Consider the following 13,012-nt stretch of genomic DNA (forward strand, 5'->3'; position numbering starts at 1 on the left):
CGGTATGAATCGCTGTTTTCACCGATTAGTTCGTCCGGCTTCTGCCGACTCGACCGACTCGTCCTGTTCCATGCCGCACCCTAGGGGGCATGTACGTCTGCGGTTGGTCCATCACTAGCGGCGTCGTCGACGAGTTCGCGGAGCGGATTCCCGGGGAACACCACACCGACTGGCGAGTCAGCTGGCTGCCCGGCCGACCACTCACCCGCGACCAGGCCCTCGCCGCCATGGAACTGGTCGAACTGCTCTACGACCCCGCCCGCAACAACGAACCCGGCACCCAGGCCGCTGTCGCCGAGGCCGCGAGGGCTGTCGGGATCCGGCCGATAGACGCCGCGGCCATCCTGTCCGAACGACATCCCAACCGGTGAAACCGATCAGAAACCGGCGCGCTGCACGAACTGCTTCGCGGCATCGGCATTCTCGAAGCCCGAGACACTGAAGTACAGCTTGCTCTGTGGAAGGTAGACCTCCAGCGTGGCGGTGCCCTTCGAATTCTGGTTGCCCGGGTCGATCCGGACCATGCGCGAACCCTCGTCCGACAGCCAATCGGGGTGCTGACTGTTCCAGATACGCAGCAGCCGATCGGGATTCGTGGTGATGTAGGCGGTCGGGAAATAGTCGTTGTCCGGGTAGCGACCCAGACCCTTCAGGAGCGGATCCTGGCCCTTGATGGTGAGACCGGCGGCGACGTCGTAGCCCAGGCCCGAGTCACCGGCACGCTGCCTCACCTGGTTCTTCACCGCTTCCTGCCGCAGCGGGGCCGGCAAGGCGTCGATGATCGGCTGGACCGCCGCCGGAACCGGGGCGGCCTGCGTCTTCGTGGTCGTGGTCGGCTTCGCGGCCGAGGAGGAAGTCGTGGACTGCGGCGAACTCGCCTCGGCGGCAGTGGAGCTCGACGCGATCACCTGCGCGGACTCCTCGGAATCCCCGCCGCGGGTGGCCAGGATGACACCCAGGACCAGCACGAGAACCAGGATCACCGCGCCCAGCACCAGCACGGGCGGCTGCTGCCACGCCGGCTTGTTCGGCGGCAGCGGCTGGCCCGGCCACTGCTGCGGGGCACCGTATCCGGGCTGCTGCGGGGCGCTGTAACCAGGCTGCTGCGGGGCGCCGAAGTTGGGCTGCGGGGCGTAATTCTGCTGGGGCGCAGCGTATCCCGGGTGCGGTAGAACTCCGTGACCCGGCTGGGGAGCGCCGTAACCCTGCTGCGGGGGATCGCCGTAGCCCTTGTGACCCGGGCCCGGCTGCGGTGGGTAGGTCATCGGATTCGCCTCACAAACCGGCGCGTTCAATGAAGGCGAGGGCGGACGCCTTGTCCTTCATGTTGGTCACCGCCACGTACAGCTTGGTGTCCGGGTTGAAGTACTCGACCGTGCCGCTGATGCTGCCCTCCTCGAAACGGATCAGCTTGCCGCCCTTCTCGGTGAGACGGTTCGGGAACTTGCTGCGCCAGATGCTCGGCAGCTTGCTCGGGTCGGTGCTGATGTGGGCCATCACCAGGGGATCCTTCGCGCGGTCGAGCAGGCCCGAGACCAGGGCATCCGAGGAGGCGATGGCGAACTCGGCGCTCGTGGTGAAGGAATCGTCATCGGTGTAACCCGGCGCCTTGGTCCGGGCGAAGTACGGCGAGACCGCCTGGCGCAGCGCGGCGGGCATCGCGTCCACGATCGGCTTCGCATCCGCCGGAATCGGCGTGGTCGACGCGGGGGCCGTGGTCTTCGTCGTCGACTTCGTGGACGACGGTGCACTGCTGGTCGTGGCCGCCCCGGTCGCCGGGACGAGCTGCGTCGCATTCGCCGAGGTGGCGGCCGCCGGAGCCGGATCATCACCACCACCGAGCGCGACCACGAGCCCGATCACCACCACCAGGACCAGCGCCACCGCGACACCACCGAGCACGAGGGGCGACTGCCATCCCGGCTTACCCGGAGGAACCGGCGACTGCCCACCCCACTGCGGGTGCGGCGCACCGGCCGACTGCGGCACAGCTTGCTGACCGAAACCGGGCTGCCCCGGCTGACCGGGCTGGAACTGACCGAACTGCGACTGCGCAGGCTGCGATTGACCGAACTGCGGCTGACCCGGGTGCGGCTGCTGGGACTGCCACGGCTGCCCCGGTGGCGGCACCGACTGCCCACCCTGGGGCGAAAAACCCTGCGGCACTTGCTGATTCCGGGGGCCCGAAGGCGGCGAGAAAGGGCGGCCGCCCTGCGGAGGCTGCGGCGGAGCGAACGGCTGACTGCCTTGCGGGGGCGGGTAGGGCTGACTCCCGTAGGACGGCGCGAACGGCTGATTGCCCTGCGGCTGGGCGTACGGCGCACCGCTTTGCGGCTGAGAGAACGGCTGCTGGGCTTGCGGAGGAGCGAACGGCTGATTGCCGCCGGGCTGATCCGGATGCTGCTGGCGGGGAGCCGGGGTATGCGGGGGGAGTTTCAGGGTCGGGTGCGGATCCCCATCCGGTGGTGCGGCCGGGTCGAAACCGTGGCCCTGCGGGTTGTGCGGCTGTTGCGGCGGGACGCCCGCACCGGACTGTGGCGGATTGGTCATGGATCACTCCCCTGGAACGGTCGAGCCGCACTCCCCGGAACGGCCCGCGCCGGTGAGCGTACCGACCGGTTGCGGAGTATTCATCCCGTACCCTCCGCCGCGGAACGCATCACATACTTTCGTCCAGGGCATCGGCACGTACTTTCGTCCGGGCAATCGGCGTACCGGCGATTGCGCGGGACCGCAGGAGCAGAAGCGGGGCCAGGGCGAGGAGCCAGCAGCTCCACAGGATGTAGCCGAAGAAGTTGATCTGCTGGGTGGCCGGGACATGCAGTGGGGTGAGCAGGCCGGTGAGGATCGCGAGGGCGGAGACCGCGCCCAGCGCGCCGAACCAGCGGGGGAAGCCGCGCCGCAGCAGGCAGTAGGCCACTATCGCGGTCCATGCCGCAGTGAGCAGATAACCGCCCATCTCGCCGAGTGCCGTGCCGAGCAGGCGGTTCAGTGATTCGAATGTCGAAGTGGCGGAGGAGGTCTCGCCCTCCCGGGCGGCACGGTCGGCCAGCGCCGGGACCAACAGCGGCCAGCGCAGGAGACCGACGACCTGCACCAGACCTGCCGCCACGCCGAGCCACACGGCCCGGCGCATCCACGCCGAATTGTCCAGGCGGCCGATCAGGATCGCGATCGGCACGAACAATGCCGCGCCCAGAGCCAGCAGGGTGAACCAGGTGACGACGCCGGTCTGGTCCGCACGGAACATGGCCAGCACCTCGGCCGCCGGGCGGGACAGGACATCGGGGTAGTCGAAAACGCTGCCCAGACCCGAAAGACCGGCGTTCATCAGGACTACGGCCGCAATCAGCAGAACCGCTGTGGCGCCGACCGACGTCGATGTCGTTCGCGCGGTCCGAGCCGAGGCGGGCGCTACCGCGCCGGACACCGAAGGATTCGAGGTCATGGCCGTGTCGTCCTATCGGCGTGCGACGAGGGTGGCGCGCACGGCATCCTCGGTGGAGGTGGGCTCGATACCGAAACGGTCCCTGGCGGCCGTCGAGTCGACGACGAAGGGGCGGTCGAATTGGTAGCGGAGCTCGCGGATTTCGCGGGCATCCGCATTGACGAGGCCGGCCGCCCACAGCAGTGCCGACGGCATGCGCTTCACCTGGGCGGGTTTCGCGTCGGCGAGCTTCGCGGTCAGTTCGGCGAGGGCGCGCACCGACATCGGGGGCGGGGTGGGGACGTGCCAGGCCCGGCCCCACGACGAGTCGTCGTCGGCGACGGCCAGCAGGGTGCGGGCCACGTCCTCGATGGAGGTCCAGCTGTGCGGCACGTCCGGGTCACCGGGGTAGAGGGCGGCCTTTCCGGCGGCGACGGCGGGCAGGACGGTGGCGGTGAAGGTCGAGTTCGCGCCGGCGCCGAGATAGTCGGAGCCGCGGACCTCGGCGGTGCGGATGCGACCGGCTTCGTGGGCGGTCAGGGCCTCGGTCCAGAGACTGGAACGCACTCGGCCTTTCGCCGAAGTCGGCTGCAACGCAGTAGATTCGGTGACAGATCCCTCGAATTCTCCGTAGCCATACAGGTTTCCGACGGTGAGCAGTGCGGCGCCGGAGGTTTCGGCAGCGCGGATCGCGGCGCGGATGAGCGGCGGGAAGCCGGTGGCCCAGCGGTTGTAGGGCAGTCCGGCGCACTGGTGGATGACGGTCGCGCCCGCCGAGTGCTCCGCGAGGGCCGCCGCGTCGGTGGCGTCGACGGCGCGGCGGGTGATGCGGGCGTGGTCCGGTCCGGATCCGCTGCGGGTGAGGAGGCGGACGTCGTCGCCCCGCTCGGCCAGGAGAAGTGCGGTGGCCGTTCCGACGGGTCCGGCTCCGATGACGACGTGCAGGGACATGAGGACCTCGATCCTGTCAGGTGTTCCGCTTCGAGAACAGTGTTCTCGCGACGCTTCGACAGTAGATCCCGAGGCGGAGGGCTGTCAAGAACAGTGTTCTTGTCACGAGTCACTGTTCTCGAATCGATTACTTGTTCTCTACACTTCGACCATGTCCGCCTCCTCCCTGCGCGCCCGCGTCCGCACCGAAATGGTCGAAGAGATCAAATCGACGGCCCGCAAACGCCTGGCGGTGGACGGAGCAAACCTCTCGCTGCGCGGCGTCGCCCGCGACATGGGCATCGTCGCCTCCGCCCTCTACCGCTACTTCCCCAGCCGCGACGACCTGCTCACCGCCCTCATCCTCGACGCCTACCGATCCCTCGGCGCCGCAGCGACTTCCGCCGCCGAGGCCGTCCCCGGCACCGAGGACCGCGCCAAATGGCTGGCCGCCTGCGCCGCAGTCCGCGAGTGGGCCCTCGCCCACACCACCGAATACGGCCTCCTCTACGGCAATCCCGTCCCCGGCTACGCCGCCCCGCAGGACACCATCGCCCCCGCCTCGGCCGTGGTCCTCCTCCTCGCCGACATCGCAACCGCCGCCACGACCGCCGGACGACTCGACCCGCCGCCGCTCTCCACCCCACTCCCCGCACCCGTCCGCGCGGACCTGCGCGCCCTCATCGACCAGCGCGCGCGGGCCGAACAGAGCGCCGCAGCCCTACCGGAGGAAGTCCTGGACCGCGTATTCGCCGCCTGGACACAGCTTTTCGGCCTCGTCTCCTTCGAGATCTTCGGCCGCCTCGAAGGCACCATCGAAGCCCGCGCCGACTACTTCACCCACCACATGACCCTCATGGCCGACCTCGTCGGACTGTCCCGATAGCCGAGCGAAAGAGTCCGGCTCACAAGCCGCGAGCCTAGCGCGGGCACGCCTCCTGACAGGTCGAGCACGGGCCGGCGCCCGGATTCGTGGAGTCGGTCGCCAGGACGCCGTAGCCCAGCAGAATGATGATCGCTATGCACAAGGCGATATAGCCGAGTCGAATCATGGTTTCCCCCAACCACTTCGACGGCGGGTTCGGTACCCGCCGCATCTGCCCGCCACGCTAGGAGAAGCGATTCCCGAGCGAGCGTGGGCGATTCGCGGAACAGCTGGTCACCATGGGTAAAGCGGCATCCGGACCGGACAGCGCGCGCCCCCGGAAACGCCGGAAGCCGGCCCACCCGAAGGTGGACCGGCTTCCGGTTCGAGACAGGTTGCCTGGAGGCAGGACTCAGAAGTCCATGCCGCCCATGCCGCCGGTCGGGTCGCCCGCGGGGGCGGCCTTCTCCGGCTTGTCGGCGACGACGGCCTCGGTGGTGAGGAAGAGCGCCGCGATGGAGGCGGCGTTCTGCAGGGCGGAGCGGGTGACCTTGACCGGGTCGGCGACGCCCGCGGCCAGGAGGTCGACGTACTCGCCCGAGTCGGCGTTCAGGCCGTGGCCGGCGGGAAGGTTCGAGACCTTCTCGGCGACGACGCCGGGCTCGAGGCCGGCGTTGAAGGCGATCTGCTTCAGCGGGGCGGACAGCGCGACGCGGACGATGTTCGCGCCGGTGGCCTCGTCACCGGTCAGGGACAGGGCGTCCAGGGCCGGAGCCGACTGCAGCAGGGCCACGCCACCACCGGCGACGATGCCCTCTTCGACGGCAGCCTTCGCGTTGCGGACGGCGTCCTCGATGCGGTGCTTGCGCTCCTTGAGCTCGACCTCGGTCGCGGCGCCGGCCTTGATGACCGCGACACCGCCGGCCAGCTTGGCCAGACGCTCCTGCAGCTTCTCCCGGTCGTAGTCCGAGTCCGAGTTCTCGATCTCGGTGCGGATCTGCTGCACGCGGCCCTTGATGGCCTCCGCGTCGCCTGCGCCCTCGACGATGGTGGTCTCGTCCTTGGTGATGACGACCTTGCGGGCGGTGCCCAGCAGCTCCAGACCGGCGGTCTCCAGGGAGAGGCCGACCTCTTCGCTGATGACCTCGCCACCGGTCAGGATGGCGATGTCGGCCAGCATGGCCTTGCGACGGTCACCGAAGCCCGGCGCCTTCACGGCGATGGACTTGAAGGTGCCGCGGATCTTGTTCACGACCAGGGTCGACAGGGCCTCGCCCTCGACGTCCTCGGCGATGATCAGCAGCGGCTTGCCGGCCTGAATGACCTTCTCCAGCAGCGGCAGCAGGTCCTTGACGGTCGAGATCTTCGAACCGACGAGCAGGATGTACGGATCCTCGAGAACCGCTTCCTGACGCTCCGGGTCGGTCACGAAGTAACCGGAGATGTAGCCCTTGTCGAAGCGCATGCCCTCGGTGAGCTCCAGCTGGAGACCGAAGGTGTTGCTCTCCTCGACGGTGATGACGCCTTCCTTGCCGACCTTGTCCATGGCCTCGGCGATCAGCTCACCGATGGACGAGTCGCCGGCCGAGATACCGGCGGTGGCAGCGATCTGCTCCTTGGTCTCGACCTCCTTGGCGGTGTCGAGCAGCTTGGCGGTGACGGCCTCGACGGCCTTCTCGATGCCGCGCTTCAGACCCAGCGGGTTCGCGCCGGCGGCAACGTTGCGCAGGCCCTCACGGACCAGCGCCTGCGCCAGCACGGTGGCGGTGGTGGTGCCGTCGCCCGCGACGTCGTCGGTCTTCTTGGCAACTTCCTTGACGAGCTCGGCGCCGATCTTCTCGTACGGATCCTCGAGCTCGATCTCCTTGGCGATGGAGACACCATCGTTGGTGATGGTGGGGGCGCCCCACTTCTTCTCCAGCACGACGTTGCGGCCCTTGGGGCCCAGCGTCACCTTGACAGCGTCGGCGAGGGCGTTGAGACCCCGCTCGAGACCGCGGCGGGCCTCTTCGTCGTACGCAATTGTCTTGGCCATTGCGTTGAGATCCTCCAGATCAGGGTTGACACGATCTGGCCAGGCTCGGTGCCCGCGACGGACGACCAGGGGTGTGTGGCTCCCGGCCTCACCGTTCTGACCTAGCACTCACAGGTCTGGAGTGCCAAAGCCCTTTTTAGCACTCAGGGATACCGAGTGCAAGGTCGGGGCTGCGCCCCGACAAGGAAAAGGGGGTTTACGGGGGCTTCGCCCCCGAACCCCCAATTTTCAGCGGACGAGCCGGTCGTCGACGCGGAGCAGGAGAGCTATCAACGCGTCGGTGCGGCGTTCTTCCGGAGTCCTGGGCTCGCCGTGGTCGATATTGACCATTTCAGCGTCTTGGAGGAGGAGTTCGGCCTCGATGCGCATGATGGCGCGGACGAACGGCGGGGCCACGTCGGGTGGGAGGTCGCCGTTGACGATGAAGCCACCGTCCGGTGCGTCCTCGGTGGAGACATAGGACAGCGCGCGCAGCAGATCTGCGCGCGTTTCCCCCGCTACCAGGTCGGAACCCTCGGCACCCGCCATGCGGTCATCGTATCGGTCATATGGTCGGCTTTAGTGGACCCGGTCCCGCAAAACTACTGCGGGTCCGCAGATGTCGAGGTCAGAGCGGCCAAGAGGTCCGCAATATCGGACGACACGGACTCCTTGTCGAGACCGAGACCGGTCAGCACGCCGGAGCCGTTCTCCTGATCGAGCAAAGCCAGGAGCATGTGCTCGGTGCCGATGTAGTTGTGCCCGAGGCGCAGCGCCTCACGGAAGGTGAGTTCCAGGACCTTGCGCGCCTGGGCGTCGAACGGGATCAGCGCCGGAATCTCGGAGGATGCGGCGGGCAGGGCCGCTTCGGCCACCCGGCGGACCGCGTCCGGGGTGACGCCCTTCCCGGAAATGATATGCACCGCAACCGAATCCGGGTCGGCGAGCAGGCCGAGGATCAGGTGCGCGGGGGTGATCTCGGCGTGGCTGCGGTTGCGCGCCTCCTCCTGCGAGCCCACGACCACCGCGCGCGCCCGCGGGGTGAAGCGCGCGAAACCGGCGTTCGGATCGAGCGCGGCGGCCTCGGCGTCGGCGGGGGCCTTGGGCACGAACCGCTTCTGCGCGGCCTGCTTGGTGACGCCCATGCTGCTGCCGATCTCGGTCCAGGACGCGCCGGAGCGGCGGGCCTGGTCCACGAAGTGGCCGATCAGATGGTCGGCGAGTTCACTGAGGTGCCCGCCGACCACCACCGCGTCGGAGAGCTGCTCGAGCACGTTGTCGGGACGGGCCTTCTTGATGCCTTCGATCAGATCGTCGAGGCGGATCGAATTCGTCATGCGTCAACGATAGGTTGACCATTCCGGTGTGGTCAACCGTTGGTTGACGATCGTGTCGTCCGCCGACAGCGAACGGCTACTTGCCGATCGCCGCCCGGACCTCCGACACCACCTGATCCGGGTGCTCCACCTGCAACACCAGCTTCGAATACTTCCCACCGGACAAATCGATCACCACCGACTGCTGCGGATCCCGCACATCCCAGAAGATCTTCTCGCCCTGATGCAGATACGTGCCCGCGGTGATCACCTTGGGGATGTACGTGCCCGGGAAGCGAATCCCCTTGGGCCGCTCCGCGTACGCACTGTCCACCTTGATCCCGCGCACCTGCCGCAGCGGCACCTCCAGCCGCCCCTTCAGCGCCCACACCTTCTCCCACCCCGGCATCTCGACCACCAGATTCCGTCCGTCGATGGTCACCGCTGCCATGCCAACCTCCTCGACTCCACGAGACCGGGCCGGGAGGACCGGTCCCCACCGATCATTCCCGAACCCGCTCGCGGAATCGATCACGGACGCGAACCCCAGTTGGTGCCGCGCACGATCAGCTCCTTGATCCACGACCCCGGACGGCCGGTCACCACCGTGCCGGTCATGGTGTCGTCGGCCTTCACGAGCTGGAACACCGCATCACGACGGCCCAGGCTGATGCACTGCGCGACATAGCGGCCCGCGTACGCCGCGGGCTGCTTGCCGCGCAGCCGGTCGGCCACCGCGTGACCCACGTATTCGCCGGCGGGCATGGCGGTGGCGCAGGACATGCGCATCTCGCGGCCATCGGGGCTCGGCATGACCGCGGCGTCGCCGACGGCGTACACCTCGGGGTGCGACTGCGAGCGCAGCGCGTCGTCGACCAGGACGCGGCCGCGGGCGTCCACGGCCAGACCCGAGCGGGCCGCCACATCGGGCACCGCGAAACCGGTTGTCCAGAGCACGGTTTCGGCGGCGATCCAGGCCCCGTCGACGAGTTCCAGGCCGTCCGCGTGCACGGCGCCGACCTTGCCGACCAGCACCTGCACGCCCTTCCGGTCCAGCGCCGCGCGAATGTGCTTGCGCGCCTTGTCCGACAGCCAGGAGCCGGGCTCCTCCGAGCCCACCAGCAGCACGGTCAGGTCCGGCCGCGCCTCGGCGAGTTCGGTGGCGGTCTCGATGCCGGTCGAGCCGCTGCCGACCACGGCCACCCGGCCGGTGAGCTCGGGGATGCGACGCACCAGCTCCGGCGTGGCGACCGAGTGGGCGTGTTCGGCCGCACCGGGCACGCCGCTCAGGTCGGCGATGCTGCCCAGCGCGTAGATCAGCGTGTCGTAGGGCAGCGCCCGGCCGTCGTCGAGCCGCACCTGCCGCGCCTCGGCGTCGATATTCGTGACGTGGGCCTGCACGAAGTCGATGCCCTTGGCCTGCAGCGCCTCCCGCAGATCCCACGCCTCGATCCGCTGCCCGGCGGCGACCTGGTGCAGGCGCACCCGCTGGGTGAACTCGGCCCGCGCGTTCACCACGGTGACCCGCGCGCCGCGCGCCTTGGCGGCCTTCTTGGCAGCCGACATGCCCGCGTAGCCCGCGCCCAGTACGACGATTCGATGTTCACCGGTCATGAGAGTGGCTCCTTTTCGCTAGCTCGACACCCTCTAGACCGGACAGCCCCCGGATCCCTGACAGAACCGCGCTGTGTGCCGTGTCACAGGGCGGGCACCAGGGGCGATGCTCAGTCGGCGCGCTGGAAAAGGCCCAGCTTGTCGGGGTTCACGACCAGTTGGAGGCCACTGATCAGATCGTCGTTCGTCTCGACGGCACCGACCAGGATGGGCACCCCCGCGGTGCGGGCGACGAAGGCGAGCGCACCGTTGACCTCCTCGATCTCGACGGTCAGATCCTCCAGCGGGGTGGTGAACAGCTTGACGAGGTAGCGGGCCACCTTGGCCGCGCCGACCACATCGCGGCGTGCCGCACGCACCTTGTCGCCGCCGTCGGCCCGGGAGGCGATATCGGCCGCGAGCAGGGACTCCAGCCCCGCCACATCGCCGGAACCGGCTGCGGCCAGGAACTTTTCGAGGAGCTCACGGGTGTGCGCGGCGGGCGTGTCGTAACGCGTGCGGCCGGTGCGCACATGCTGCCCCGCACGCTTGAACAGCTGCTGCGAGTTGGCCTCGGTGAGGTCGAGCATGTCGGCGATTTCCTTGTGCGCGTAGCCGAAAGCCTCCCGCAGCACGAACACCGCGCGCTCGGCGGGGCTGAGGCGCTCCATCATGGCCAGGAAGGCGATGGACACCATTTCGCGCTGTTCGGCCGAGTCGAGCGGCCCGAGTTCACCGTGTCCGGTGGGGACCGGTTCGGGCAGCCAGGAGCCGACGTAGGCTTCGCGGCGGGCACGGGCCGAATCCAGCCAGGTGCGGCACTGATTCACCACGACGGTGGTCAACCAGGCTTCGGCGGAACGGATTTCGTCGCGGTCCGCGGCATCCCAGCGCAGGTAGGACTCCTGGACGGCGTCCTCGGCCTCGCTCGCGGAACCGAGCATGCGGTAGGCGAGCGCGAACAATCGCGGCCTGTGCCGTTCGAATTCCGATAGACCGTCCGCGTCCATTCGTCCACCCGCCCTCACGCAATATTGTCGTCCGGCGACATTACGCCTGCGCGCTGCACGGACAGCGTTCGCTGTCCACACGGCCTCACGATGCGGTGTGGATCCCGTGGCGGGCCGATGGATTCCCCAACGGCCCCGGCCGGGCCGTGCTTACTTGTCCGCGACTCGAATCGCCACCGCGACAGGAGTATCGGTGTAGCTGGCGGACAGGCAGACCAGTTTGGCGGTGCCCAGGGCGGCGTTCGGGTTGCCCTCCAGTATGGAGCCCGGGTGGGCGGCGAGCACCTGGTCGATGACGGCGCGCTCGGTGGTCTCGTCGAGTTCGCGGAAGTCGCCACAGGTGGTCTTCGCGCCCTCGGGGGCGGTGGTGCGCTTGGGCGCGGTGTCGGCGGCCGGGGCTTCGGAGGGCGGTTCTATGGGCGCCGCGGCCGTGGTGGAAACCTTCGAGGTGGCCGGGGCGGCCGCCGTGGTGGTCGACTGATGCGAGGCGTGCGCCGACCCGGAATCATCCTGCCCGCAACCCGCGAGCGCCAGCACCATCGCACCCGCGGCGATGGCGACGATCGAAATTCGCTGCATACCGTGCTTTCCGAGCTTCCGAGTGTGTCCGAGCGCCGGAGGAGTCCCAGCGCTCGCAGCACTGTACCGGGCGCGGGCGGGCGGTGGACGGCGACCGGCAAACAGGACGGTCGCTACGTATTGCGCCATTCCCGCGGCGACATGCCGTACTCCGCACGGAATCGGCGAGCGAAATGCGAGGAATCCCGGAATCCCCAGCGCTGCGCCACCGCGGCGATGGACCGCGACCGATTCCGCGGCAGCCGCAACTCCTCCCGCACCCGCTCCAGCCGCTGCCCGATGATCCACTGCTCCAATCGGAAACCCGACTCGGCGCACAGCTTGTACAGCTGCCGCACGGACACACTGTGCGCCCGCGCGATGCGCGCCGGCGTCAGATCCGGATCGGCCAGTCGGCGGCGCACATATTCGCGGATCTGGGTGAGCAGCAGATCCGCGGGCAGCATCGCGCCGTCCCGGCCACCGCTCGCCGCCGAGACCAGCAGCGCGCGCACCATGTCCACGCACACCTCGCCGAGCAGCGGCGCGGCGGTGTCGGCCGCCAACCGTTCCGCCGAATCGCCCAGCAGCACAACCTGATTCGCGACCAGAGCCGAAAGCGGGCTGAGATCGGCCTGCGCCGCGCCGACGCGCACCGTCTCCATCGGCAGCCCCAGCCGCTCCACCGGCACCACCACCGCGGTCATCTCACCGGAATGCGGTGCGCCGACCCGGTACGGCGCGTCGAAATCCAGGCCGAACAGACCGCCGCCGACGCATTCGCGCTGCTCGTCACCCTGTCGATGGCGGATGGTCCCCGTGTGCATGGCGAGGATCTCCATCGCGCCCGCCGGTGCGGTACGCACCAGCTTCGTCGTGCGGGTGAGATCGAAACCCGTTATCCGCGCGCGCACCACATTGACGGCGCCGAAATCCCAAGCCTCGATCCGTGATTCGATCCGCTCACCGTCGCCGTCGCAGACCATGTGCGCGGGCGCGGACATCTGCGCCACCGCGGTGGCCACCGCGTCCGCTCGATCGCGCGGATCGATCAGCTCGGTGTCGAAGACGAGTGCCATACCGCCCTCCGTTCCCGGAGCACTCGAAACCCATGAGATCCCTTGGCAACCCAGCCGCGCACTGTCGGAACACAGCAGTGCACGCACAGCACATTCTGCTGGGCGCACGACCGCTACGGTGGAGAACGGCGATACTGCCGTAGCAATGAGCCGCCGCGGTGGCGTCGACCCCCCGCCGGATCGCACCTCTCGGAACGAGCACCGGCGTACCCCTCGGACG

General features: G+C 68.8%; 14 protein-coding genes. 2 read left to right on the forward strand and 12 right to left on the reverse strand.

From position 1 onward, the window contains the following. The first annotated feature begins 89 nt into the window (after nucleotides 1–89). Nucleotides 90–371 (forward strand): hypothetical protein, encoded by a 282-nt coding sequence (locus tag JK358_RS00005; protein ID WP_201941741.1) that lies wholly within the window; start codon nucleotides 90–92, stop codon nucleotides 369–371. 6 nt (nucleotides 372–377) lie between these two features. Here JK358_RS00005 and JK358_RS00010 read toward each other — a convergent pair whose 3' ends face one another. From JK358_RS00010 to JK358_RS00025, 4 genes are all read right to left on the reverse strand, one after another. Next, a complete protein-coding gene (locus tag JK358_RS00010) occupies nucleotides 378–1,265 on the reverse strand; it encodes a hypothetical protein (RefSeq protein ID WP_201941744.1) in 888 nt (295 codons plus the stop codon). A gap of 10 nt (nucleotides 1,266–1,275) precedes the next feature. Continuing rightward, complete coding sequence (locus JK358_RS00015) at nucleotides 1,276–2,550, reverse strand: hypothetical protein (RefSeq protein WP_201941747.1); 1,275 nt, start codon at nucleotides 2,548–2,550, stop codon at nucleotides 1,276–1,278. 109 nt (nucleotides 2,551–2,659) lie between these two features. Further along, a complete protein-coding gene (locus JK358_RS00020) occupies nucleotides 2,660–3,448 on the reverse strand; it encodes a DUF4386 domain-containing protein (protein WP_201941750.1) in 789 nt (262 codons plus the stop codon). Between the two features lie 12 nt (nucleotides 3,449–3,460). Then, nucleotides 3,461–4,378 (reverse strand): NAD-dependent epimerase/dehydratase family protein, encoded by a 918-nt coding sequence (locus JK358_RS00025; RefSeq protein WP_201941754.1) that lies wholly within the window; start codon nucleotides 4,376–4,378, stop codon nucleotides 3,461–3,463. Between the two features lie 151 nt (nucleotides 4,379–4,529). Here JK358_RS00025 and JK358_RS00030 point away from each other — a divergent pair, with 151 nt between their 5' ends. Next, nucleotides 4,530–5,243 (forward strand): TetR/AcrR family transcriptional regulator, encoded by a 714-nt coding sequence (locus tag JK358_RS00030; protein WP_201941756.1) that lies wholly within the window; start codon nucleotides 4,530–4,532, stop codon nucleotides 5,241–5,243. 391 nt (nucleotides 5,244–5,634) lie between these two features. On the opposite strand, the gene groL is transcribed toward JK358_RS00030, so the two are convergent. The 8 genes from groL to JK358_RS00070 form a co-directional block, all read right to left on the reverse strand. Further along, nucleotides 5,635–7,257 (reverse strand): chaperonin GroEL, encoded by a 1,623-nt coding sequence (gene groL / locus JK358_RS00035; RefSeq protein WP_201941759.1) that lies wholly within the window; start codon nucleotides 7,255–7,257, stop codon nucleotides 5,635–5,637. Nucleotides 7,258–7,485: 228 nt separating this feature from the next. After that, entirely contained in the window at nucleotides 7,486–7,785 is a 300-nt protein-coding gene (locus JK358_RS00040) for a hypothetical protein (protein WP_201941764.1), read from the reverse strand. Between the two features lie 53 nt (nucleotides 7,786–7,838). Then, entirely contained in the window at nucleotides 7,839–8,573 is a 735-nt protein-coding gene (locus JK358_RS00045; protein ID WP_201941767.1) for a Clp protease N-terminal domain-containing protein, read from the reverse strand. 76 nt (nucleotides 8,574–8,649) lie between these two features. Continuing rightward, the gene (locus tag JK358_RS00050; RefSeq protein ID WP_201941770.1) at nucleotides 8,650–9,003 is read right to left on the reverse strand and encodes a hypothetical protein; all 354 of its coding nucleotides are present in this window, start codon (nucleotides 9,001–9,003) and stop codon (nucleotides 8,650–8,652) included. An 80-nt stretch (nucleotides 9,004–9,083) separates the two neighbouring features. Then, complete coding sequence (locus JK358_RS00055) at nucleotides 9,084–10,166, reverse strand: NAD(P)/FAD-dependent oxidoreductase (protein ID WP_201941773.1); 1,083 nt, start codon at nucleotides 10,164–10,166, stop codon at nucleotides 9,084–9,086. A 110-nt stretch (nucleotides 10,167–10,276) separates the two neighbouring features. Then, nucleotides 10,277–11,155 carry an RNA polymerase sigma-70 factor gene (locus tag JK358_RS00060; protein ID WP_201941777.1) on the reverse strand — a complete coding sequence of 293 codons (879 nt, stop codon included), beginning with the start codon at nucleotides 11,153–11,155 and terminating at the stop codon, nucleotides 10,277–10,279. 150 nt (nucleotides 11,156–11,305) lie between these two features. Beyond that, entirely contained in the window at nucleotides 11,306–11,734 is a 429-nt protein-coding gene (locus tag JK358_RS00065) for a hypothetical protein (protein ID WP_201941779.1), read from the reverse strand. Nucleotides 11,735–11,847: 113 nt separating this feature from the next. After that, complete coding sequence (locus tag JK358_RS00070) at nucleotides 11,848–12,792, reverse strand: helix-turn-helix domain-containing protein (RefSeq protein ID WP_201941783.1); 945 nt, start codon at nucleotides 12,790–12,792, stop codon at nucleotides 11,848–11,850. Nucleotides 12,793–13,012: the final 220 nt, after the last annotated feature.

This window comes from Nocardia acididurans (genome assembly GCF_016741815.1).
Classification (GTDB): Bacteria; Actinomycetota; Actinomycetes; order Mycobacteriales; family Mycobacteriaceae; genus Nocardia; species Nocardia acididurans.

Bases quoted from the DNA above. Each gene is read 5' to 3' on its own strand.
- JK358_RS00005 (WP_201941741.1), top strand. From the start codon at position 90: ATGTACGTCTGCGGTTGGTCCATCACTAGCGGCGTCGTCGACGAGTTC.
- JK358_RS00010 (WP_201941744.1), bottom strand. From the start codon at position 1,265: ATGACCTACCCACCGCAGCCGGGCCCGGGTCACAAGGGCTACGGCGAT.
- JK358_RS00015 (WP_201941747.1), bottom strand. From the start codon at position 2,550: ATGACCAATCCGCCACAGTCCGGTGCGGGCGTCCCGCCGCAACAGCCG.
- JK358_RS00020 (WP_201941750.1), bottom strand. From the start codon at position 3,448: ATGACCTCGAATCCTTCGGTGTCCGGCGCGGTAGCGCCCGCCTCGGCT.
- JK358_RS00025 (WP_201941754.1), bottom strand. From the start codon at position 4,378: ATGTCCCTGCACGTCGTCATCGGAGCCGGACCCGTCGGAACGGCCACC.
- JK358_RS00030 (WP_201941756.1), top strand. From the start codon at position 4,530: ATGTCCGCCTCCTCCCTGCGCGCCCGCGTCCGCACCGAAATGGTCGAA.
- groL (WP_201941759.1), bottom strand. From the start codon at position 7,257: ATGGCCAAGACAATTGCGTACGACGAAGAGGCCCGCCGCGGTCTCGAG.
- JK358_RS00040 (WP_201941764.1), bottom strand. From the start codon at position 7,785: ATGGCGGGTGCCGAGGGTTCCGACCTGGTAGCGGGGGAAACGCGCGCA.
- JK358_RS00045 (WP_201941767.1), bottom strand. From the start codon at position 8,573: ATGACGAATTCGATCCGCCTCGACGATCTGATCGAAGGCATCAAGAAG.
- JK358_RS00050 (WP_201941770.1), bottom strand. From the start codon at position 9,003: ATGGCAGCGGTGACCATCGACGGACGGAATCTGGTGGTCGAGATGCCG.
- JK358_RS00055 (WP_201941773.1), bottom strand. From the start codon at position 10,166: ATGACCGGTGAACATCGAATCGTCGTACTGGGCGCGGGCTACGCGGGC.
- JK358_RS00060 (WP_201941777.1), bottom strand. From the start codon at position 11,155: ATGGACGCGGACGGTCTATCGGAATTCGAACGGCACAGGCCGCGATTG.
- JK358_RS00065 (WP_201941779.1), bottom strand. From the start codon at position 11,734: ATGCAGCGAATTTCGATCGTCGCCATCGCCGCGGGTGCGATGGTGCTG.
- JK358_RS00070 (WP_201941783.1), bottom strand. From the start codon at position 12,792: ATGGCACTCGTCTTCGACACCGAGCTGATCGATCCGCGCGATCGAGCG.